Annotated in this window: 18 protein-coding genes; 5 read left to right on the forward strand and 13 right to left on the reverse strand. The window is 56.1% G+C overall.

Annotation, left to right across the window (positions count from 1 at the left end; translation table 11 throughout):
• Positions 1 to 6 precede the first annotated feature (6 nt).
• The 5 genes from FC18_RS09970 to FC18_RS09990 all read right to left on the reverse strand — a co-directional run bounded on the left by FC18_RS09970 (position 7) and on the right by FC18_RS09990 (position 4,843).
• A complete protein-coding gene (locus tag FC18_RS09970; protein WP_056976204.1) occupies positions 7 to 1,947 on the reverse strand; it encodes an elongation factor G in 1,941 nt (646 codons plus the stop codon).
• A 127-nt stretch (positions 1,948 to 2,074) separates the two neighbouring features.
• Positions 2,075 to 2,356 (reverse strand): bacteriocin immunity family protein, encoded by a 282-nt coding sequence (locus FC18_RS09975; RefSeq protein WP_054677077.1) that lies wholly within the window; start codon positions 2,354 to 2,356, stop codon positions 2,075 to 2,077.
• Between the two features lie 87 nt (positions 2,357 to 2,443).
• A complete protein-coding gene (locus FC18_RS09980) occupies positions 2,444 to 3,019 on the reverse strand; it encodes a uracil-DNA glycosylase family protein (RefSeq protein ID WP_054677075.1) in 576 nt (191 codons plus the stop codon).
• The gene (locus tag FC18_RS09985; protein ID WP_054677072.1) at positions 3,019 to 3,969 is read right to left on the reverse strand and encodes an NAD(P)-dependent oxidoreductase; all 951 of its coding nucleotides are present in this window, start codon (positions 3,967 to 3,969) and stop codon (positions 3,019 to 3,021) included. Before FC18_RS09985 ends, FC18_RS09980 begins: the two co-directional genes overlap by 1 nt.
• 13 nt (positions 3,970 to 3,982) lie before the next feature.
• On the reverse strand, positions 3,983 to 4,843 hold the full coding sequence (locus FC18_RS09990; protein ID WP_054677069.1) for an AAA family ATPase: 861 nt from the start codon (positions 4,841 to 4,843) through the stop codon (positions 3,983 to 3,985).
• 130 nt (positions 4,844 to 4,973) lie between these two features.
• Here FC18_RS09990 and FC18_RS09995 point away from each other — a divergent pair, with 130 nt between their 5' ends.
• From FC18_RS09995 to FC18_RS10005, 3 genes are all read left to right on the forward strand, one after another.
• Entirely contained in the window at positions 4,974 to 5,492 is a 519-nt protein-coding gene (locus tag FC18_RS09995) for a GNAT family N-acetyltransferase (protein ID WP_054677067.1), read from the forward strand.
• Between the two features lie 87 nt (positions 5,493 to 5,579).
• Positions 5,580 to 6,407 carry an NAD(P)H-hydrate dehydratase gene (locus FC18_RS10000; RefSeq protein ID WP_054677064.1) on the forward strand — a complete coding sequence of 276 codons (828 nt, stop codon included), beginning with the start codon at positions 5,580 to 5,582 and terminating at the stop codon, positions 6,405 to 6,407.
• Between the two features lie 144 nt (positions 6,408 to 6,551).
• Complete coding sequence (locus FC18_RS10005; RefSeq protein WP_054677061.1) at positions 6,552 to 6,899, forward strand: helix-turn-helix domain-containing protein; 348 nt, start codon at positions 6,552 to 6,554, stop codon at positions 6,897 to 6,899.
• Positions 6,900 to 6,976: 77 nt separating this feature from the next.
• Here the strand turns inward: FC18_RS10005 and FC18_RS10010 are convergent, their stop codons facing one another.
• Positions 6,977 to 7,954 (reverse strand): aldo/keto reductase, encoded by a 978-nt coding sequence (locus FC18_RS10010; RefSeq protein WP_054677058.1) that lies wholly within the window; start codon positions 7,952 to 7,954, stop codon positions 6,977 to 6,979.
• Between the two features lie 145 nt (positions 7,955 to 8,099).
• On the opposite strand from FC18_RS10010, the gene FC18_RS10015 reads away from it, so the two are divergent.
• Entirely contained in the window at positions 8,100 to 8,501 is a 402-nt protein-coding gene (locus tag FC18_RS10015; protein WP_056976206.1) for a winged helix-turn-helix transcriptional regulator, read from the forward strand.
• A gap of 71 nt (positions 8,502 to 8,572) precedes the next feature.
• Here FC18_RS10015 and FC18_RS10020 read toward each other — a convergent pair whose 3' ends face one another.
• The 3 genes from FC18_RS10020 to FC18_RS10030 form a co-directional block, all read right to left on the reverse strand.
• Positions 8,573 to 14,020, reverse strand: a complete 5,448-nt coding sequence (locus tag FC18_RS10020) for a MucBP domain-containing protein (RefSeq protein ID WP_082620502.1) — start codon at positions 14,018 to 14,020, stop codon at positions 8,573 to 8,575.
• Positions 14,021 to 14,254: 234 nt separating this feature from the next.
• On the reverse strand, positions 14,255 to 14,875 hold the full coding sequence (locus FC18_RS10025; RefSeq protein ID WP_054677040.1) for an NAD(P)H-binding protein: 621 nt from the start codon (positions 14,873 to 14,875) through the stop codon (positions 14,255 to 14,257).
• A 12-nt stretch (positions 14,876 to 14,887) separates the two neighbouring features.
• Positions 14,888 to 15,634 carry a nitroreductase family protein gene (locus FC18_RS10030; RefSeq protein WP_054677037.1) on the reverse strand — a complete coding sequence of 249 codons (747 nt, stop codon included), beginning with the start codon at positions 15,632 to 15,634 and terminating at the stop codon, positions 14,888 to 14,890.
• 186 nt (positions 15,635 to 15,820) lie between these two features.
• On the opposite strand from FC18_RS10030, the gene FC18_RS10035 reads away from it, so the two are divergent.
• Complete coding sequence (locus FC18_RS10035; RefSeq protein ID WP_056976210.1) at positions 15,821 to 16,339, forward strand: GNAT family N-acetyltransferase; 519 nt, start codon at positions 15,821 to 15,823, stop codon at positions 16,337 to 16,339.
• On the opposite strand, the gene FC18_RS10040 is transcribed toward FC18_RS10035, so the two are convergent.
• The 4 genes from FC18_RS10040 to FC18_RS10055 form a co-directional block, all read right to left on the reverse strand.
• A complete protein-coding gene (locus tag FC18_RS10040; RefSeq protein WP_054677033.1) occupies positions 16,334 to 17,038 on the reverse strand; it encodes an alpha/beta hydrolase in 705 nt (234 codons plus the stop codon). The genes FC18_RS10035 and FC18_RS10040 overlap by 6 nt on opposite strands.
• Before the next feature lie 173 nt (positions 17,039 to 17,211).
• Positions 17,212 to 18,615, reverse strand: coding sequence for a PstS family phosphate ABC transporter substrate-binding protein (locus tag FC18_RS10045; RefSeq protein WP_054677031.1), 1,404 nt, complete (start codon positions 18,613 to 18,615; stop codon positions 17,212 to 17,214).
• A 140-nt stretch (positions 18,616 to 18,755) separates the two neighbouring features.
• Positions 18,756 to 19,430, reverse strand: coding sequence for an ABC transporter ATP-binding protein (locus tag FC18_RS10050; protein ID WP_054677028.1), 675 nt, complete (start codon positions 19,428 to 19,430; stop codon positions 18,756 to 18,758).
• A gap of 2 nt (positions 19,431 to 19,432) precedes the next feature.
• Positions 19,433 to 20,488 (reverse strand): ABC transporter permease, encoded by a 1,056-nt coding sequence (locus tag FC18_RS10055; protein WP_056976212.1) that lies wholly within the window; start codon positions 20,486 to 20,488, stop codon positions 19,433 to 19,435.

The raw sequence follows: 20,488 nt of genomic DNA on the forward strand, positions 1-20,488 counted from the left end.
CCTCCGTTAAATTCGGTACGCCACGTGCGCCATTGCCGGGACGTCATTCCACGCCACCGGGTAACCAGCGCCGTGCGCGCAAAAGACGGAATCCGGCGTATTTTCTAGGTCACGCACCGGGTCGTAAGCGGCGTTTGCAACCACCGCATCCGCATTGTGACACGGCCGGTAGCCCGCCACGATGCACTCCAGCTGGCCTTGACCGTGCGTGTACGCCCGCACGTCCTGCGCGTAACTTTGCATTTCGGCCACGGGTGCATCACCGGTCAACACGGCCCGGCTGCCATCACCGCTCGCATCACTGACCGCAAACGTGCCGCTCATCCGTTGAATGTCCGTCATCGCCCGACCCACCTGGTCTTGGGCGACCTCAAGGCGAAAGTGATACCAGGGTTCCAGCAGCGCACACGCCCCACGCTGTTTCAACTCCATCAGTCCCTGTCGCACTGCACGCCAAGTGGCCTCACGAAAATCGCCGCCGACGGAATGCTTGATGCTGGCGCGACCGCCGATGAGGGTCACCTTCATGTCAGTCACGGGCGCGCCAATCAGTACGCCGAGGTGCTCCTTGGCGCCAAGATTGGCAATGACCTGGTGCTGCCAGTTGCGGCCGAGAATATCCAGCGGCAAATCCGTCGCGAACTGTACGCCACTACCGACTGGTCCCGGTTCCAGCAACAAGTGCACCTCCGCGTAGTGCCGCAACGGTTCGAAGTGACCGACACCCTCGACCGTGTCCGTAATGGTTTCTTTGTACAAAATGCTGCCGGCATCGAACTGGACATTGAGGTTAAAGCGATCCTGCAATAGCTGTTGCAGCACTTCCAGCTGCACCGTCCCCATGATTTGCACCCGAATCTCCTGCAAGTGCTCCGACCAGGTCACCTTGAGCAGTGGGTCCTCGTCCTCCAGCACGCGCAAAGCGGTTAGGCAGGCGTGGATGTCACCGTCTTGTGGCTGCACAGCGTAGGTTAACACTGGGGTAATGGCGGGGGTCAAGCCGGCCGCCAGTGCGCCCAGCCCTTGCCCGGGGTACGTCTTTGTGAGCCCAGTGACTGCGCACACCGTCCCCGCTGTGGCAACCGGAATGACCGTGAACTTCGCCCCGTTGTACACCCGGAGTTGGTTCACTTTTTCGTCGTTCAGCACCGCCTTGGTCTGCAATTCCCCGCTGGTCACGCGCAGCCAGGTGAGCCGCTCGCCGTTATCGTCGTGGGTAATCTTGAACACGCGGGCGCCAAAGTCAGCACTGACGGGCATCAGTTCCTGCGTCCACTGCGCCAGCCCCGTCATGATCGCATCCACACCGGTGAGTTTGAGCGCTGCACCGAAGTACACGGGGAACACTTGTCGCTGCTTAATTAGCGCCTGAATCTGCGCCGGCGCCACCGTCCCGCTCTCCATGTACGCATCTAGCAATGCCTCATCTTGAAGCGCAATCTCTTCCAGCGCCGCATCTGGCAACTGCCCATCAGCGGCCGCGGTGAAGTCCACGGCTCCAGGGAATTCGCTCTGCAACTGTGTGAGCACGGCCGCCTGATCCACGCCGCTTGCATCCATCTTGTTCACGAAGATGAAGGCGGGCACGTGGTAACGCGCAAGCAAGCGCCACAAAGTTCGCGTGTAACCCTGCACACCATCAGTTGCCGACACAACCAGAATTGCGTAATCCAGCACACTCAGTACCTGCTCGGTTTGGCTGGCGAAGTCCACGTGCCCCGGCGTGTCCAGCAGCGTGAGCTCAAGGTCGTCAAACTGGACCTGAGCCTGGTGGGCGAAAATGGTAATCCCGCGCTTCTTTTCCAAACTGTCCGTGTCCAAGAACGCATCCGCATTATCCACCCGGCCGAGTTTCCGCACCGCGCCGGTCTGGTAGAGCATGGCTTCAGATAATGTTGTTTTGCCCGCGTCCACGTGGGCGATGATGCCTGCAGTGATGTGCTTCATGATTCGCGCTCCAATCGATTAATTATCTTGATAATACGCTAAATTACCGCAGTCATAAACGGACAGACTACTTGCGGCTGCACAAAAAACACGCCCACATCACTGTGAGCGTGCAATTGATAAATATTTAAATACCCAGTTGACTAAGGCCAGTGCCGCGCTTGCTGACGCCGGTTTGCACCTGGCCAAGCTCGTTAAAGAAGCTCAGGGTGTGCTTACTCAGTTTCTGCTGCATCGCCAGGCCGCCAAGCTGGCTGCTTAATTTGCGAACCACGCGGTCTGTGTTCGTCCCCTTAGCTAGTTCTGCCTCAGCTGCCGCGAGCATTTCGCGTTCGTTAGTAGGCACCGCGTCATCAGCCAACAACGCGTGCACCCGCACCGCTAAGTTATCTGCATTAAGTTGTGTCATAATTACCCCTCCAATATCCACTGATTATAGTCACAAATGGACATTGTGCAAGAGTTAACATAATTCAGGTGTCAAATCGCGTGGCTATTACAACAGCGTCCGCACTTGTTGCTGCAAATCCGGCAGCACATCGGCCGCAAACCACGGATTCTTGTGCAGCCAGCCGTAGTTCAGCGGGGATGGGTGCACCAGCGGCATGTACGGCGCGTAATCGGCATAGTGACGCACCGTTTCCGTGAGCGTCTTCTCGCGGTTTGGCAGGTAATATTTCACCGCGTACATGCCAATGAGCAGGGTGAGTTGCACGTGCGGCATGAGGGCCAGCAGCGGGGCGTGCCATTTCTCCGCGAAGCCCTTGCGCGGCGGCAAGTCGCCACTTTTACCCTTGCCTGGATAGTAGAAATCTAGGGGTACCACCGCGATTTTGCCAGCATTGTAAAATTCATCACTGGTCACGCCCATCCACGCGCGCAGCCGGTCACCGGAAGCGTCCCGCCAGTAGGTATTGGCGGCCTGAGCGGAACGGCTGGGTGCCTGACTAACAATCAGAATCGTGGCGTCCCGTTCAAAATGATAGAGCGGATCAATGCCAGCCGCGGTGAATTCGGCGTTATCCGGATCATTTTTGATTGCGTTGAAAATATCGTTAGCTGTTTGTTTCATTAGTCCCCCACCACGTTAATCGGCTTACCGGCAAGAAACGCCGTGATGTTTGCGCCCACCAAACGGGCCAACCGTTGCCGTGTCTCCAGGCCCCGCCAGCCCATGTGCGGCGTCACAATCACGCTCGGCAGGTCAAACAGCGGACTGTCATCGGGCAGGGGTTCCACTTCCTGGACATCCAGGCCAGCCCCCGCAATGGTTCCAGCCTGCAGCGCCGTAATCAACGCCGGCTCATCCACGAGGCCGCCGCGCGCGGTATTAATCAGGAACGCGCTCGGTTTCATCTGCGCCAACGTTTCCGCGTTAATCATGTGCCGCGTTTGCTCCGTCAACGGCAAATTCAGCGAAACAAAATCGCTTTGGGCCAGTAATTCCGCCTGCGTCGTGAAGTGAATGCCATCCCGATCCGCCCGCTTGGTGCGCGTGGCAACCAGGATGTGCATCCCCAGTGCTTGGGCCACCTTGATGATTTCGCGGCCAATATGGCCAAAGCCAACCACCCCGAGCGTTTTGCCGTTCAACTCCACGTGCGGCACAAGCAGGTGATTACTAAAGTTGCGGTGGTCGCCGCGCGCCAGCATCCGCAGCTGCACCTGCATGGAACTGGCCAGGTTCAGCATCAACATGATTGCCGTGTGGGCAACCCGCTGCGTGCTGTAGGCGGGGATGTTGGTTAAGGTGATACCCATGTCTCGCAGTGCGTGCAGGTCGTGATTGTTGTAGCCCGTCCCGGCTTCGACCACAAGGCGTACGCTGGCGGGAAATTGCCGGACAATCGCGCCCGGCAACGGCATTTCCTTGGTCACCACCACTTCAGCCCCCGCCACGCGCGCCAGAATTTCGTCCGTCGCCGTTACGCCGTACACCGTCACATCATCCGCCAAGGCCTGCCAGTCAATCTGCCCGTCGTAGTTGACAACATCACCGTTCAACACCACTACTTTTGCCATAATTGCCTCCATCTCATTGCTCGAACTGGTCCGCGTGCTTGCGGAAGAACTCCGCGTACACCTGTACCTCAGGCAAGTCCGTCCACTTCTTCGTCACCACCGGCACAGTGTCCAGGTCGTAAATCTTCGCGCCGGGCAGCGCCAGAACGAACGGCGAGTGCGTCGCGATGATGAACTGACAGCCGAAGAACCGCGCGCTGTCCGTTAGCAGCTGCACCAATTCCTGTTGCCGCGCCGGGGACAGTGAATTCTCTGGTTCGTCCAGCAAGTACAACTGATTGTCCTGAATGCGCTCAGTGAAAAACTGCATCGCTGACTCGCCATTACTATGTTCCACCACATTCTTTTGTAAGTTATCGCGCACGTACCGCGACTGCGTTTTGCGCCGCGTCTCCAGTGTCTTCTTCAACTCGTCGTAATCGCTGAGGTCATGGTATTCAACCGTGCCGAACTTGTGGTCCAGGTAGTCCTTGAACATTTCGTCGCGCTTGTTGTCGATGCCCTGGTTCAGGGCGCGCAAATCAAGCATGTAGTTGAAAATCTCGTCACTCGTAATGATGGCCGAATCTTCCGGCAACGGCACATGCATCGTGTAATTGCACAGAGCAAGGTAATCCTCGAAAAAGCTGGAACGGTTGTACAGTGCGCCCCGCTTCAGCCCCAGTTTTTCAGCAATCACGTTCAGCAGACTCGACTTCCCCGACCCGTTGTCCCCGTAAAGAATCGTGATGGGTTCAAAGGTCAGCGTCGGCACTTGTTTCACAGGGAACAATTGAAACGGATAGTAATTCGAGTACGCACGGCTCTTCTGCGCGATGAAAAACTCCCACTCCTGATCCTCATTGGCCAGCGTGAAATCCTCCAGGTAAACCATGGCGGCAGCCTCCTTCCATAACGGTAAACTATGTATTAGTTGATTATACGCCATTATTATTGCATGCTCACCCGAATCAGGTGCCGACGAAATGCTACAATAACAGCAACGCCACCAGGGAGGAATTGCCATGATTTACACCACTGCGCGCCTTTACACCAGAGAAATGACCGCTGCCGATGTCCCAGCGCTACGCAAAACGCTGCAGGATCAGACGGCCATGTACGCCTACGCCCACGCGTTCACGGATGCCGAAGTGGATGCGTGGCTGGCCAACAACCTGCGGCGCTACCGCGAAGACGGCTTCGGCTTGTGGGCCGTCATCCGCCAAGCTGACGACCAGTTCGTCGGCCAGTGCGGACTCACCATGCAGGACTTCGCCGGTCAGCGCGTGGTTGAAATCGGCTACCTGCTTCAGCGCGATTACTGGCACCAGGGTTACGCCATCGAAGCGGCCCGCGGTGCCAAGGAGTACGCCTTTAATGAACTCCACGTCCCGGAAGTTTGGTCCATCATCCGCGACAACAACCTGGCCTCGATGAACGTAGCGATTAGGAACGGGATGCTGGTGCGCGGCAAAATCGTGAAGCACTACTACGGAATCGACATGCCGCATTTCGGCTTTGTCGTAGCCAATCCGCAGGCGTAATTTGGGCGCATTATCCGCGTGAAAATCTGCCCAATAATTCCGGTTAGCAGTACACTTAACGTAGATTGATTGAGAAAGGAAATTGCCATGCAAGACTTCACGGAATCAATGGCGGCCCAGGTGGTGCGGCCCCGCAACAACGCGAATTACAAGGGCCAAAACGGCCACATCGTCATCGTAGCTGGCAACGAACGTTTCGGCGGCGCGGCCATCATGAGTGCGCAAGCTGCAGTTTACGCTGGGGCCGGTCTGGTCACCGTCGCCACGGCGGCTAAGAACCACGCCCCACTGCACGCCCGGCTCCCCGAAGCAATGGTCATCGACTGGGCTGACGCTAACCTGCCGATTTTGTTGCGCCAGGCCGACGTCATCGTCGTCGGCCCCGGCCTCGGCGTTGATGCTGCCGCACTCGGCATCCTGTCCCTGGTCCTCAGTGCGGTCACTGACAGTGCTGCGCTCATCATCGATGGTTCAGCTATCACCCTGATTGCAGAAAATCACATTAAGGTGCTGCATCAGCAGACCATCTGGACCCCGCACCCGATTGAGCTACAGCGGCTGGTGCAACTGGCCCCACCCGCCCAAACCGACATCGTGCTCCCAGTCGTGGCCCACGACCAACTGCCCGGCATTTTGGTGGCCAAGGGGGCGCCAACCCGCACCATCGCCGATCACGCCGCATTCCGGAACACTAGCGGCGGCCCCGCCATGGCGACCGGCGGAACGGGCGACACGCTGACCGGCGTCATCGCGGCATTTTGCGGGCAATTTGGCTTTAATGTGCACGTTGTCGCCGCCGCGGTGTGGACCCACAGCGCCGCCGCTGATTTGCTGGCCGCGGACCAGTACGTCGCTGTGCCATCGCAGGTTGCTGCCGCAGTGCCCAAGATTATGCGGCGTCTAAGTCAGCAATAGTTGCTCCGATTAATCATTAAATATTACGCCCGGCATAACTGGCTTTTGTATACCCTAATTCCAGTCATACCGGGCATTTTTCTTGCCATTTTTCGGCCGTAAAAGCGCTATAATGAAGTTAATAACTACGGGAGGCGACCACACATGACAACAATTGAACTAAACCAGTACACCGTCGTCAACGACCGCGGCGAGTTCCTTGAATCCGACAACTTGCTGCTGCTACCGTCATGGACGCGCGACATTCACGCCATGTGGGTCACCACCAGCCAGCTCGATGCACAAAAAGTGGCGCACCAATCTGGCGGCCAGGCGTGCGCACTGAACCTAACGCCGCTGGCCTTCAACCCAGATGCCACCAAACACCGCGGCATCCCCGTTGCCGTGCAAAAACAAATCGTCACCCTGCGCGATCAAGGGCTAAGCTACCGCAAGATTGCGGCACTACTGAACATCTCGAAAACATCGGTTGGCAATATTTTGAACCGATAATACGCAAAATCCCCGGAACACGATTATCAATGTTCCGGGGATTTTTGCTGTTATTTAGTTGATTTACGCCACATTGTTTACCAGAGATAGTGCACAGGATTCTTAATTTCCTTGTTGTAAACATCCGCGACCACGTCCATTTGTGCCGGGGTCAATGGCGCCAGGTCGGAGGCAATCGTGTTGCGCTCAATCTGGGTCGGGTTGCTGGCACCTGGGATTACGGCGGAAACGGCGTCGTACATCAGGATGTAACGCAGCGCCGTACCTGCGAGGTTGTCGGTGTGCAGGCGTTCTTTGAGCTCGGCCGCGGCCTTGACCCCGGTGAGGTAGTCCACGCCGGAGAAGGTCTCGCCCTTGTCGAACAGTTCGCCGTGGCGGTTGTTGCTCCGCTGATCAGTTGGGGCAAACTTGGTGTCGGCGGTCATCTTCCCCGTCAGCAGGCCGCTTGCCAGGGGCACTCGCGCCAGAATCCCGACGTTGTGCGCCTTAGCCAGTTTAAAGAATAGTTCTGCAGGCCGTAAGCGGAACATGTTGAAGATGATTTCGACCGCCGCCACGTTGTAATCCAGCGCCTTGATTGCTTCTTCAACGCGCTCCACACTCACGCCGTAATGCTGAATCTTGCCTTCCGCCTGCATGGCATCCAGCGCCGCAAACATCTCGGGATCGTAAAACTTGGCCATTGGTGGGCAGTGCAGCAGCACGAGGTCGAGAGAATCAACGCCCATGTTCTGCAGCGAGTCATCCACATACCGGCGCAATGCTGCGGGCGTGAAGTGCGCATCACTCAGCGGCGTCTCTTTGCGCCCAATCTTAGTGGTGTAGTGCACATTCGGGTGCTTCTTGATGAACGCCCCGACCGCCTTTTCACTTTCGCCATCCTGATAACCATCCGCGGTATCGAAGAAGTTCACGCCGTGTTCGTATGCTGCTTCCAGCGTGGCGTCCGCCTCGGCGCGGTCAAATGGTGCACCCCACTTTCCGCCAAGTTGCCATGTGCCCAGGGACACTTCACTGATGTTGAAGCCAGTTTTACCTAACTTACGATATTTCATAAATAATAATCCTCCATTATGCCGTTTGTTCTTTACAGGTATCTAATTTATACTTACCGAGAAACATGCACAATAACGCACTTATGGGTGCCTTGCACTGGCACCACTACAATTAAACTAATACCTAACAGGAGGAACCATAATCATGACTGACGTAATCCGCAAAGACGTTCTCACCCGCCTCGCTGACGGCGACTACAGCTGCGAGAAGGAATTCACCCTCGCGATGTTCTCTGGCAAGTGGAAGTTGCCGCTGATTTGTCACCTAAACGACGGCACGTACCGCTTCAACGACCTGCGCCGGCTACTACCGAAAATCACGCACAAGGTACTGACCAGCCAGCTGCGCGAACTCGAACAGGACGGGCTGATCACCCGCAAAGTGGTCGCCGGCAAGCAGACCCAGGTCTACTACAGCATCACGCCACTCGGACAGTCGCTCATGCCCATCGTGAACTCGATGTGCGACTGGGGCAAAGCGCGGATTAAGGAGTGGCAGGTCGCGGCCGAATTTTCTGTCGATGAAACCATCCAGCCACGCGCATGATTGACATCAAAAGTGCCCCACAACAGTTTGCTAACCGTTGCGGGGCATTTAATTTTACATAAGGAAATTAATTAGTCTTGCTCTTTGCGCTGCCGGAACCACGCACCACTCACCAGCGCGAGCAGGCCGAAACCAAGCGTTGCGAGTGCCCCGGCGTGCTCGTCACCGGTTGCTGGCAATCCTGGCTGGCCCGTTGCCGCTGGCGTCGCGCTGCCGCCGGTCACTGGCAGACCCGTTTGCTTAGGGGTGATAGTTTGTTGACCCGGTTTCGCCGGCGTGTCTGTGCCGCCGGTTGCTGGCAAATCCTTCTGTGGCGGCAATTCCGTTCCGGTGTCAGGCAGAGCATTCAGCCGGTAAACCAGCACCACAGTTGTGCCCTCCGCCGTCATTTTGCCCGTCAACTGGGCGGAAACAGTCCCGAGGCCAATGTAAGTGTAGCCCGCAAGTAGCGGTGGCGTAACCCCGTAGCCGTTACCCACAAAGCCCGCTTTATTGCTGTCTGGCTGCAGTTCGGTCCCCGTTTCGGTTACGTAGCGGATAGTGAGTGCTGCCGGCTGAGTTGCCGCCACTTGGCCCTGCGTGAAGTCGTACACGAATGTCACAGTTTGGCCATCCGGGGTAAATTTACCCGTCGCCGTCCGGTCAGTGGTCAGCGTGTAACCCGAGATGTCTGGGGCCGTGACTGAGTAGCCGTTGCCCACAACACCTTCCTTCATGATGGTTGGCTGCAGTTCCTTACCGTACTTGTTCACGTACCGCACCGTCAAAGTAGCTGGCTGATTGATGCCCACTTGACCTTTTGTGAAGTCATAAACGAACGTTACAGTTTGGCCATCCGGCGTAAATTTGCCTTTCGCCGCCCGGTCAGTGGTCAGCGTGTAACCCGCAATATCCGGTGCGGTAACCGTGTAGCCGTTGCCCACAACGCCGTCCTTCGTGATGGTTGGCCGCAGTTCTTTACCGTACTTGTTCACGTACCGCACCGTTAACGTAGCCGGCTGATTAATGCCCACCTGGCCCTGCGTGAAGTCGTACACGAACGTTACGGTTTGATCTGCCGGCGTAAATTTGCCTGTCGCGGTCCGCTCAGAGGTTAGCGTGTAACCAGTAATATCCGGAGCTGTGACCGCGAAACCATTACCAACCACGCCAATTTTGGTTTTGCTGGTTAATAACTTTTTGCCGTATTTGTTGACGTATTGCGCTGTCAACTTAGCAAGTTGGTTCGTGCCCACTTGGCCCTTTGTGAAGTCGTAAACGAACGTCACAGTTTGACCATCCAGGGTAAATTTACCCGTCGCCGTCCGGTCAGTGGTCAGCGTGTAGCCCGCGATGTCTGGCGCGGTAACTGAGTAGCCGTTACCCACAGCACCTTCTTTAGTGATGGTTGGCTGCAGTTCCTTCCCATACTTGCTGACGTACCGCACCGTCAGTGTGGCCGGCTGGTTAATTTCCACTTGTCCCTGCGTGAAGTCGTAAACGAACGTCACGATTTGACCATCTGGGGTAAATTTACCCGTCGCCGTCCGGTCAGTGGTCAGCGTGTAACCCGCAATGTCCGGCGCGGTGACCGTGTAGCCATTACCCACGAAGCCCGCCTTAGTCAGGGTCGGCCGCAACTCTTTGCCATATTTGTCAACATACTGCACCGTCAGCTGGGCATCGCGATTCTGCGCCACCTGGCCTACTGCGCGGGTGTAAGTGACCGTCACGACGGTATCAGTGTTCTTCGCCGTTACCACCATGCTTGGGGTCTGCTCCAGGTCGCCACTCGGGTCAGTGGTTTGCGCGACAACGTACTGGGCAATCTTAGGGTTGACCACATTCGGCAAAACTGCTGAATCGTCGCGCTGCCATGCTGCATCCGGCACACCGTTAGTTAGTGTCGCTGACGTCACCTGCCCGTTTGCCACGTAGGTCGTTGCCGCGCCCGTGACGTTGTCGGTGACAACCGCAAAGCTGGCTGCGTCAACGTGGTCTGGAGCCAGTTGTTTGCCGCCTTTAGCCACATAATGAATCGTCCGCGTCAGCGTGTGCGGTGCGGCGACGGTGTACGTGTGCTGCAGGTGCACGACATAATTAGTGGTTGCGCCGTCCGTATCGAAGGTAATCGCGGACGTCCCATCAGCTTGCTTGGTGCCATCGCTAACTAGTGCGTACCCTTGCGCGCTAAATTCAGCAATTACGGGTGTACTATTATACGTGCTCGTGCCGCCCACAAACCCGGTCAAGCTCGGATCAGCTGCAGCATCAACCACCAGCAGGTCCGTATCCGTAGTGTCGTCGTGGTAGGTGACCGTGGCGCTGGCTTGTTGCCGCGCACCAACTTCGATGCCTGCCTTTAGCCCCTCAGTCATCGTAAGGTCATTTGCCATCAGCGAGTAACTGATAAACGCTTGGGTACCAGGTGTTGCATCCCCGTCCACGTGCACAGGCACAATCAGCGACTGCAGCCCACCATCCAGGTAGGCATCCGGATCAACAAAGGTGACCACGAAGCCCGTGACCGTGCTGAAGTCGGCAATCTGCGCTGCGGGCACCCCAAACTGGTCGTCCTTGGTGGTGTAGCGCACGTCGATATTGGCTTTATCCGTCCAACTTGCTGGCAGTTCAATCGGCCCCGTCATGTGCACACCATCAGTGGTCGACCCGCGTAAATCGCTGTGCAGAACTGACCGGTCATTGAGCTGCGGCATTGTGGCGGTTAAGCGGAAATTTTGCAGGGCGTTGTCGCTGGTATTTGCCAGGCTGAGAATGTACTGGCCATCCTCATTTGCCCGCACCGTGACCAACGCGCCCTGGTCGCCAGTGTTGTTCGCAGCTGCGGCCAGCGCCTGCACCTGATGTCCGGCCGCTTGGTACACCCCCGCCACCGTTTCCAGTGCGTAAACGGAACGCATCATGCTGAGGCCAGGCAAATCCACCCCGAGAAGCACGCGCACGTCGGAATCCAGTGCCGGGTCAATCGACTTGGGCACCACCGTATCGCTCTGATCAACGATGGAGTAGAGGCCCACCGCCACCGTTGGCAAATCGAGCGTGTCGTTCACGTTAATGTCGAGCTTGATGTTGTTTGCTTCATTCGGTCCCAGTTCAGTGCGGTCCCAATTAATCGTGAGTAGCGTCTGTTTGCCAACCACTTTGGCGGTCACCTGTGCATTACTACCGGTGTACGTGACCCCTTCTGGCAGGGTGACGTAACTGGTCAATCCGGTGAAGCTCTGCAGTGATGCCTTGTTGTTTTCAACCCGCACCACCAACTGGTTGGCGCCAACATCAACCTTACCGTTCGTGACCCCGGTGTAGCCAAGGTCTTCGTTAATGACCCGCGGCGTGTTCTTGGCTGGCGGGACGATTTCGGCGGTCTTGGTGGTCATGAACTGATTGTACGCTGCCCGCCAATCACCGGCACTACCTTCTGCGACCAAGTTCCCCGTCTCGTCCAGCATGTGAATCTCTTCACCCAAGTGGCCTACTGATGAATGCCCAGCAACGCCCTCCTTCACCACATATGCGCCCTTCTCGCTGTACTCAACTTCGACCCAACCCAGGCCGTTGAACCCCGCGATATTGGCAGTCAGTGCATTCCCCACGGTTCCGTAATAACCGGACTTCGGACTCATACCAAAGCGAATATTGTCATACGACATCCCCGCAACCGGCGTGGTCCACACGAATTGGAGCTTGTCGACGCCGCGTGCATTGTCGATTAAGTCGGTCAAATCAACTAGCTGGCCCTGAGTGTCGGTAATGTCACTGAGAATCGGCGTGCTTTCGTATTGATCAGAATCTTGATACTTCACGAACAAACTAAACTTCGGCGCCTCGTCCAGCGCCAGCGTATTGCCCTTAATGACCGCATACGGCACGCCCACGGACATGTTGTTAACGTTCAGGTGATCGTCCACGTCATAGGTCACCACGTACTTCTGCACGGTTCGCACCCAACCGTCATTGGTGAGCAGCGCGGTGTCGTCGAAGTATTGCGGGTCATGCTTGTCCTGCTGGTAATTAAAGTCGGCTGACCCGGCCATGATGAGGAAGGACAGGTCTGCATTAGCGTTAACTTGTGGGTCCGTGTTGTCCTGCGAATTATCGGTGACGTGTCCGACACCATCCTTGGGGCCCCAGTTGTAGAAGTAGAAAGTTTCGCCGTCAGTGGCGAATCCCAGCTTGCTCATGTCCGGCACCGTCTTGATGGTGCTGTTTGCAATCGGCGACTGCTCTTGCCCGTTAATGGACGTGGCCCCCATGATTGCCTGCGTCGTCAGGACGGTATTGAACGGCGTGTCCGCATCAATGCGGGCGAGCACGTTAAATTGTTTGCTGACAAGATTAGTGGTAGCTGCCACTTGATCAGCAATGCTTGGTGCGGCAAAGTAAAAGCGCAACGTCGTGTTCCCGTTAGCGTCAACCACCACGGAATCTGGCTTTTGCGTACTATTGTCGACGCCCATGAAGGTCAGGCCCTTCGGCAGCATGTATGCGACCTGCACCGGTGTCCCTTCCGCCAAGTACGCTTGCCCAGCCGCCTTCTTCGGTGCGGACACCCCGAACGTGTACACCACGAGGTCGCCGGCCCGGCCACTAAGCTTGCTGCGATCAATCGTCGCGTTCCCCGCGGCATCCGTGACCAGGTTGCCATCATCATCCGCCGGCATTACGCCATCGAACTGGTTGGTCACACCGTAGACGGCCTTGGACGTCACCGTGACCGTTGCCGGGTTCACGTTAACCGTCTCGTCCCCGCGCACCCACTGGGCAGATACCGTCAGCTGCGTTCCGTTCACGATGGCCCCAGACGTGGTGGCGAAGTGCAGCTGCTTGCTGACACTAAGCCCGTTTTGTGGCTCCGTGAAGTTATAAATCAATTGATGGTTCGCCTTGTCCAGAGTCGGCGTCACCCCGTTAATCGTGAGGTCAGTATCGGCAGATAAGGCGAAATCTGCGGGTAAGTTGACGATTAATTTTTGCGGTGTACCGTCGCTCGCAATCCCCGTCACGTCCAATTTCAGGTCGAAGGTCGCCGTGGTTCCGGACTGAATGGTCGCCTGCTCCGCGCTCAGCTTAATGCTCGCCCGGGTCGTGTCCGCCGGAATCACAACCGGTGGCGTCCAGGTCTTGGTTGCCGGACTCGTTTCTGGTGCAGTCTGATTCTGATCAGTCGGCGTTTCCGTTTGCGTCTCTTCCGCCGCTGCCGGCGTTGCATCTGTTTGCGGTGTGACTGCCGGTGCTGGTGTTTCTGCCGGCGTGGTGGATTCTGCTGCGTCCGGCGTCGATGCGGCTGGGTCTGCTTCCGTGGCTGTCTCTTCCGACGCCGCGGTATTCGTTGCGCCAATGGCCGTCGTCGTGGCAGTGTCCGCAGTCGTATTCGTCGCCGCCGCTACCGGGCTAGCTCCCAGCGTGAGCAGCATCAAAGCCGTGCTGATGCCCGCAAACAGCCATAGCTTGCCCGCCTTGTACATTTTGTAACGTAACTTTGTCTCGCTGGTTATTTGCTCTCCGTGCGTTCTGTGCATGTTAACCCCTCCTTAAGCCATGCTCAACAATAAATTTGCATATTCGCAACAACCACATCCACTATTAATATAATCATAGCGGGTGCGTTGCAACGGTCAGTAATCCCAAAGCGTTTTCGGCTATCCTGCCGAATGATTGGCGTGGGCTTATCGCTTAAGTTAGAGAATTGACGGCAATTTTGGGCAAAAAAATAGCGTGGCGACCAAACGTCACCGCGCTACGTTCATTAATCGTTAAACCTGCGCCACCGCATCCGCGATTGGCGTTTTGCCGTCATGCATGATGATGACCTTCCCCACCGTGTTGCCTGCGTGCGCCAGCTTAGCGAGTACATCCGCTACGTCAGCGATGGCATTTTTGCCCGCTTCAGGTGCGAACGTCGTCGTACCCGTGGCCGCCGCCTCAACCAATGTCCCTGGCTGCAAAATTGTGTAGGCGAGCTTGGTGTTTTGCGTCAAGTACACGTCTGCGTAGTGCTTAGCGATGTAGTAATCCTTGATGCTCTGAATGCCCGGCGCGTTCCACTTGCTCCGGTCAAGTGCAAAGGCCGCACTGAGCATAATGTAGCGGTGCACGCCCGCTGCTTCAGCCGCCTGCATTGTCTTAATCGCACCGTCAAGATCAGTGCCAATCGTGTCCTTGCCCCGGGAACCCGCGGTAAAGTACACGGCGTCAAATCCCCGCAGCTTCGTGGTCAATGCCGGAACCTCTGCGTGCAAGTCGATGATTAAAGACTCATCACCAAGATTCTGCGGGTGGCGGGAAGCTGCCACCACGTAATCCCCCTGCGCCTGCAGGTCCTGGACCAAATCCTGGCCAACCCGACCACTAGCGCCAATTACAAGAATTTTCATAACTGTATCCTCCTAAATATCCTGTGGCAATTCGAAACCCTGCGCCTTAAGAATCGCGCCGATTTCGTCCCGGTGGTGCAACGTGCCTTTGAGGTGCGCCACCATCGACTCGGTATAATTCACGTCGCGCTGACTCCAGCTGCGGGTCGCGTAATAGTGCCGCACCGTTTCATCATATTGATTGAGTGCGCTTTGCGCGAACTGCGGATAGCCATTCTCGCCCACCACCAGCGCGTGCGGCAGCCGCGGCTTGAGCTCTGGCTGCTCATCAGGCACGCCAATCATCATGCCCAGCAGCGGGAAGGTGTACTTGGGCAAGTGCAGCAAGTCAATCATTCGCTGTGGGTCGTTCAAAATGCTGCCGAGGTAGACCCCACCAAGGCCACTACGTTCTGCGGCTCCCAGCATATTCTGCGCGGCAATCGTGACGTCAAACGCGCCGCCGAGAACCGCATCCCAGTTCGTCAGCTGGTGCAGCGACTCGCCGGACTCACGAACCAGCGCGACGTTGCGCGCCTGATCGAGGACAAAAATGTACAGTTGCCCGGGGCCGGCTGCGTAGCGATACGTCGTCACGTCCGCGATTGCGTCCTTGAGCGCCTGATTGGTCACGCGAATGAGTGAGAACTGCTGCATGAACTTACTCGTAGCACTGGCCTGCGCCACATTCTCCAACGCCTCAAGTTCAGCTTCAGTGAACTGAACGTCCTTAAAGCGCCGAATTGAGCGGTGCTGCAAAGCGGATTGGTCTATCTGCATGTTATTTCCTCCTGCCAGTTATTTAATAAGTATAGTTTACCACTACATTCCGGGTGTGTCTTGGACAAGTTAATGGCATGTGTCCCTGAAGGTCAGCAACCTGGCAATGTTTTCACGTGAAACAAACCAGTTGACCATGCCCTAGTTAAGGGCGAAAATGACGGTAAGAAATGGAGGCTAATGCCCATGCCCAACGCTTATCCCGCTGTCACCTTGAAAACACCCACCGCTGCCGATTTGCCTTTCTACTTCAACTACCGTTCTAATCCGGCAATTGCCGCGGCTGAAGGACGCATTCCCGACCAGACAACCGCGCAGGCCCAAAAGCATCTGCACATGATCATCGCGGGCAACGGCAGCGCCAACTACTCCTGGTTCATTGTCCCCGCGGGGACCGAGACGCCCGTGGGCACCATCGCCATCTGGGGCTTTAGCGCGGACCGCACCACGGCCGAATTGGCGTACGGGCTGCTACCAAAGTTTCAGCACCACGGCTACATGCACGCCGCACTGGCGCAGGTCACTGCGTTCGCCTTTAGCCGGCTGCAACTAACGCGGCTAGATTGCTACACCGCCGCCAGCAATACCCCGTCGCTTAACCTGCTGACTAGCAGTGGTTTTACCCACCGGGAAACCATCACCGAAGATAACTTAGCCGGCGAACCGACCACCATGGTAATTTACGCGCAAGACCGGCCACTATAAGTTACCTAGCCACCGAATTAACTGACGGGCAACCCATTTTTGCTGCGTTGCGTCGCTGACCGTGGCGTTCTTGTCGCCTTTTTGCTTGCCGTACGCACCGAAACCAGCGTGATTGCCACCCTGCAGTTGCCGGTACGTGGTCGTCTTAGGCAGATCGGCCTTGGCCTGCTTGTACGCGGACCAGTTAAGCACCCCATCACGACTACCCGTGAGTGACAGAACCGGCGTGTTCGTTATTTTACCCTTGGCATCCGGATAACTAGCGAGGAAGAACACACCCTCCAAGTTGTGTTTGTGCTTAGCCGCATATCGGCTCGCCATGACCCCGCCGAGCGAATGGCCACCAATCACGTAATGCTGGTTACTGGTGAGCACGGTGTCGGCTTTGTTCATGCCGAATACGGCCAGGTCATACGGGAAGCTGACGATTGCGACCCGGTACCCGGCCGCCGCGACTTGTTTGGCCCAAATGCTGTACGCACCGGGATCAACGAAGGCTCCCGGATACATCACCACCGTCGTTCGCGCGTGCTGATTGCCAAAGTACAGGCTGCCGCGGCTGGTAGTTGCTGTTTGCTGGGCCGCTGCAGCCGGCGCGGTCGGCGCGTTTGCCATCTGCTTGAGGACGATGTGGCTAGCTGCTAGCAGAAACACTAATAAAGTGCAGATACCTAATGCCCATTTTTGCCATCGCTTCATTTGCTTGTCCTTTCGCCTTTGATACGTAATCGTAAAGCGATTAAGTGTCGTTAACTGTTATTCTAAAGATATATTATTAGTTCTCGTCATTAATCATACAACGGATTCAGGGAGGCACACACATGTAAAAACGCGCCATTGCACTGTCTTAGTGTAATGGCGCGTTTGCTTAGCTAGTGTGTGACCGGCAGATAGCCCGTCTTCCGCACCATTTCTTGGCCCTGCTTGCTCTGCAACCAAGCCAGAAGCTGCTTAACTTGCCGCCGCTCGTGTCCCCGCGTGACAGCATACAGATTCAACGTGTACGGATAGCGGCCGCTTTCGATGTTCGCCGTGGTTGGCGCCACGCCATCAATCTTAAGGATGCGCAGGTTCTTGGTTTGTTGCATCCCCTGGGTGTAGAAACGGAAACTGTAGCCGAGATCTTGCGGCCCATTCTCATAGTCGGCGACGGCTGACAAAATACCACCCATGCCGTCAATTTCTTCAGCCTTCAGCGGGTGCGCCAGCTTTTTGCCCCGCATCACCAGCGTCTGCATGACCGTTTGACTACCGGAATTAGCTGGACGTTGGAACGCGCGAATGCGGGCAAAATGGCCACCAGCATTATGCCAATTTGTTATTTTATGTTGATAAATATCCTGAATTTGGTTAGTGGTCAACCCTGAAACTGGATTGTTCTTGGCCACGAAGAAGATGAATGCTTCCCGGGCAATCGGCGTGTAGTGGAACGTGATCCCCGCCTTTTTGGCCATCTTGCGTTCAGCGGTTGATGGCTTGAACGCAAAGGCGACGTCGCAATAATTGTGCACCAAGTTGGCATATGCTTCGTCAGTTTGGTTGAGCTGCACCAAGTTATCAATCTTAGTACGCGACATGCGCGGATACAGTGCCTGCGCCGCTCCCGCATACACCGGAAATGCCGCGGTGGCCCCATCGAGCCGGGGTAATTTACCCGTTAGCCTTGTCGTCGGCTTGGCCACCCGCACCAAGCGACTGTGCTTAGCAAACGGCAGAAAATCATCTGCGTTCACGTCGCTATCAATATCGGCCCCGTCAACGTAATTCAGGTGGTGTTGGTACTGGCCAAAACCGTACAGGCCGATGGTCAGCCCTAGCGCCAGGACGGATGCCGTGGCCGCACGCGACCAGTGCACCGTCATTTGCCGCCGCACCGCCAAAATCGCAACGGCAATGATGGCCGCGCCAAAATTCACGAACATGAGTGCCGGCATGAACGACGTCAGCTGGGCGATGGCGAGCAGTTCCGCCAGCCCGTAAAATGGGGTTGTCAGTGCCGAATAACGCATAATGTCCGGCGTATAGCCATACTTGGCCACCATGAAAAAAATGCACCACGGTACCAGTTCAACCAGCAATATCCATAGATGCGGGGCGAGCAACCGCGCCGCACTTGCCGGCAATTCAACCCGGTGATACCGCCACAACCAAAATAGCACTGCCACAACAGCCGCGGGCACAAGTAACCACGGATAAAACTCCGCAAACGCGCCGACAGTCCCAACAAGCAGTGGCACGGTGACAATTCCGTGCAGCAAACTGCGCTTCAAATACATATTAACCCCTCCAAATTAACCCTAAATACTAGCGGTACGGTTACCCCAACCGTACCGTCTTTAGTTTACATCATCCCCACGGCGAGGGAGGGTAATAAAGCAAAAACACCGTGATGTTTGTGACATCACGGTGTTGCAACTTATTGTTCTTTCTGCAGTACGCCGTCCGTAATCGTGTACAGCTGATCCGCAAACGACTGCAGCCGCACATCGTGGGTGACGACAACAACGGCCTTGTTGCGCTTAACGGCCAGGTCACGCAGTAGCTGACCGACTACCTGCACCCGACTGCTATCTAGCGCTGACGTCGGTTCGTCCGCCAGAATAATCGCCGGATTCGGGTACAAAGCGCGGGCGATGGCAACACGCTGCTGCTGCCCACCAGACAATTCGCCGGGATACTTGCGCAGCAGCTCCGTGATGCCCAGCGTATCTAGCACTTCCGCCAGTTCATCCTGGCTTAAGTTACCTGACTTCTTAACCTTCGCCACCAGCTTGAACTGGTCTGCAACAGTCAGATACGGCAGCAAATGGTACGCCTGCAAGATAAAACCAATGTCCCGCAGCCGCAGGGCATCCCGCTGTTTCTTGGTTCGTCCCGCCACGTTCTGCCCGTTCACCAGCACATCCCCACTCGTGGGCGTAAGCAGGCCACCCGCAATGGTCAGAAACGTACTTTTCCCCGAACCCGACGGTCCCATAATCAGGCTCAACTGCCCGGGTTCCGCCGCAAAGTTAATATCATGCAATACGTGCACCCGCGCGGTTCCGGTACCGAAAATTTGGTTCACATTGTGTAATTCAAGCACACTCATCATTAGCCCCCAATCACGCTGACAGGATCAACCCGCAGAACGCTGCCAACTGGAATCAACGCACCAAGCATCGCCATCACGATCAGACCCGCCCCAACGGCACTCAATGCGGGAATGTTGAAGCTCATTGGCACCACTGCCGGCATCGCCAACGCGGTCGCAACCGTCAGCAGTGAGCCAATGACAAGGCCGCTAACTACAAGTAGCAGCGATTGACTGATTGTGGCCCCAACGAGCACCTTGCTGGGAATCCCCTGTGCCCGCAGTACCGCGTAGTTAGGCAGTTTTTGCATCGTCAGGATGTAGAGGAACACCGCGATGATAATCAGCGAAATAACCATCAGGAAGCCAATCATCAACATGAACGTTGCGTTCTGGGCGGAGTACCCCGGCAGCTTATTAATGATAGTGGCTTTCGTATAGGTCTTCATCGTACTCGAGTCTGCCTTGTAGTTCTGCGTCCGTGAAACCACAGCACTGGCAATTAAATCTTCACTGAAGCCGCGAAGAGTCCGCCACGTCCCTAACTGGCCATAAATAACAGGGGCAATGTTAAGCTTGGCGTTCTTCGTGAAGCCCACAATCGTGTAGCGCCGCTTACTGTCATTGAGGCGCACCTTGCTGCCGAGCTTGTAACCCTCTAACTGCAGCGCTGTGTCCGCGACAACTTCATTTGCGTGGTGCACCTTGTGGCCACTGGTCAACACGATGTTCTTGGCCACGAACTGGTTTGCCTGCAGACCGATAAAGACGGCTGAAACCTGCTTATATCCCTTGGCCTTGGCGACCACCGTATTCTCCCCGATGTACGCCTCGTTTGCGGTCAAGGTCCCCGCCTGCTTTTTGGTCAGGAACGACTGCCGCATATCGACGTTTGCATTTGAATTCAGGGCAAAACGGTCCACGTGCCACGAATTAATCGCATCCGTATTTTCACTTGCTAACCCCAAGGCCAGACTGGTCAGGATAAAAATCAGGTAGCTAATCAACACAATCATCAGCACAATTAGCCCCGACCGAATTTTTTCCTTCTTAATTTCGCGTAGTGCTAAAAACAT

It is taken from the genome of Lacticaseibacillus sharpeae JCM 1186 = DSM 20505, assembly GCF_001436225.1.
Classification (GTDB): Bacteria; Bacillota; Bacilli; order Lactobacillales; family Lactobacillaceae; genus Lacticaseibacillus; species Lacticaseibacillus sharpeae.

What these genes read in the sequence shown, in the direction of transcription:
- FC18_RS10035 (WP_056976210.1), top strand. Translation starts at nt 15,821, where the DNA reads ATGCCCAACGCTTATCCCGCTGTCACCTTGAAAACACCCACCGCTGCC.
- FC18_RS10010 (WP_054677058.1), bottom strand. Translation starts at nt 7,954, where the DNA reads ATGAAATATCGTAAGTTAGGTAAAACTGGCTTCAACATCAGTGAAGTG.
- FC18_RS09985 (WP_054677072.1), bottom strand. Translation starts at nt 3,969, where the DNA reads ATGGCAAAAGTAGTGGTGTTGAACGGTGATGTTGTCAACTACGACGGG.
- FC18_RS09995 (WP_054677067.1), top strand. Translation starts at nt 4,974, where the DNA reads ATGATTTACACCACTGCGCGCCTTTACACCAGAGAAATGACCGCTGCC.
- FC18_RS10015 (WP_056976206.1), top strand. Translation starts at nt 8,100, where the DNA reads ATGACTGACGTAATCCGCAAAGACGTTCTCACCCGCCTCGCTGACGGC.
- FC18_RS09975 (WP_054677077.1), bottom strand. Translation starts at nt 2,356, where the DNA reads ATGACACAACTTAATGCAGATAACTTAGCGGTGCGGGTGCACGCGTTG.
- FC18_RS10045 (WP_054677031.1), bottom strand. Translation starts at nt 18,615, where the DNA reads ATGTATTTGAAGCGCAGTTTGCTGCACGGAATTGTCACCGTGCCACTG.
- FC18_RS10055 (WP_056976212.1), bottom strand. Translation starts at nt 20,488, where the DNA reads ATGTTTTTAGCACTACGCGAAATTAAGAAGGAAAAAATTCGGTCGGGG.
- FC18_RS10025 (WP_054677040.1), bottom strand. Translation starts at nt 14,875, where the DNA reads ATGAAAATTCTTGTAATTGGCGCTAGTGGTCGGGTTGGCCAGGATTTG.
- FC18_RS10000 (WP_054677064.1), top strand. Translation starts at nt 5,580, where the DNA reads ATGCAAGACTTCACGGAATCAATGGCGGCCCAGGTGGTGCGGCCCCGC.
- FC18_RS10005 (WP_054677061.1), top strand. Translation starts at nt 6,552, where the DNA reads ATGACAACAATTGAACTAAACCAGTACACCGTCGTCAACGACCGCGGC.
- FC18_RS09990 (WP_054677069.1), bottom strand. Translation starts at nt 4,843, where the DNA reads ATGGTTTACCTGGAGGATTTCACGCTGGCCAATGAGGATCAGGAGTGG.
- FC18_RS10020 (WP_082620502.1), bottom strand. Translation starts at nt 14,020, where the DNA reads ATGCACAGAACGCACGGAGAGCAAATAACCAGCGAGACAAAGTTACGT.
- FC18_RS10050 (WP_054677028.1), bottom strand. Translation starts at nt 19,430, where the DNA reads ATGAGTGTGCTTGAATTACACAATGTGAACCAAATTTTCGGTACCGGA.
- FC18_RS09970 (WP_056976204.1), bottom strand. Translation starts at nt 1,947, where the DNA reads ATGAAGCACATCACTGCAGGCATCATCGCCCACGTGGACGCGGGCAAA.
- FC18_RS10040 (WP_054677033.1), bottom strand. Translation starts at nt 17,038, where the DNA reads ATGAAGCGATGGCAAAAATGGGCATTAGGTATCTGCACTTTATTAGTG.
- FC18_RS10030 (WP_054677037.1), bottom strand. Translation starts at nt 15,634, where the DNA reads ATGCAGATAGACCAATCCGCTTTGCAGCACCGCTCAATTCGGCGCTTT.
- FC18_RS09980 (WP_054677075.1), bottom strand. Translation starts at nt 3,019, where the DNA reads ATGAAACAAACAGCTAACGATATTTTCAACGCAATCAAAAATGATCCG.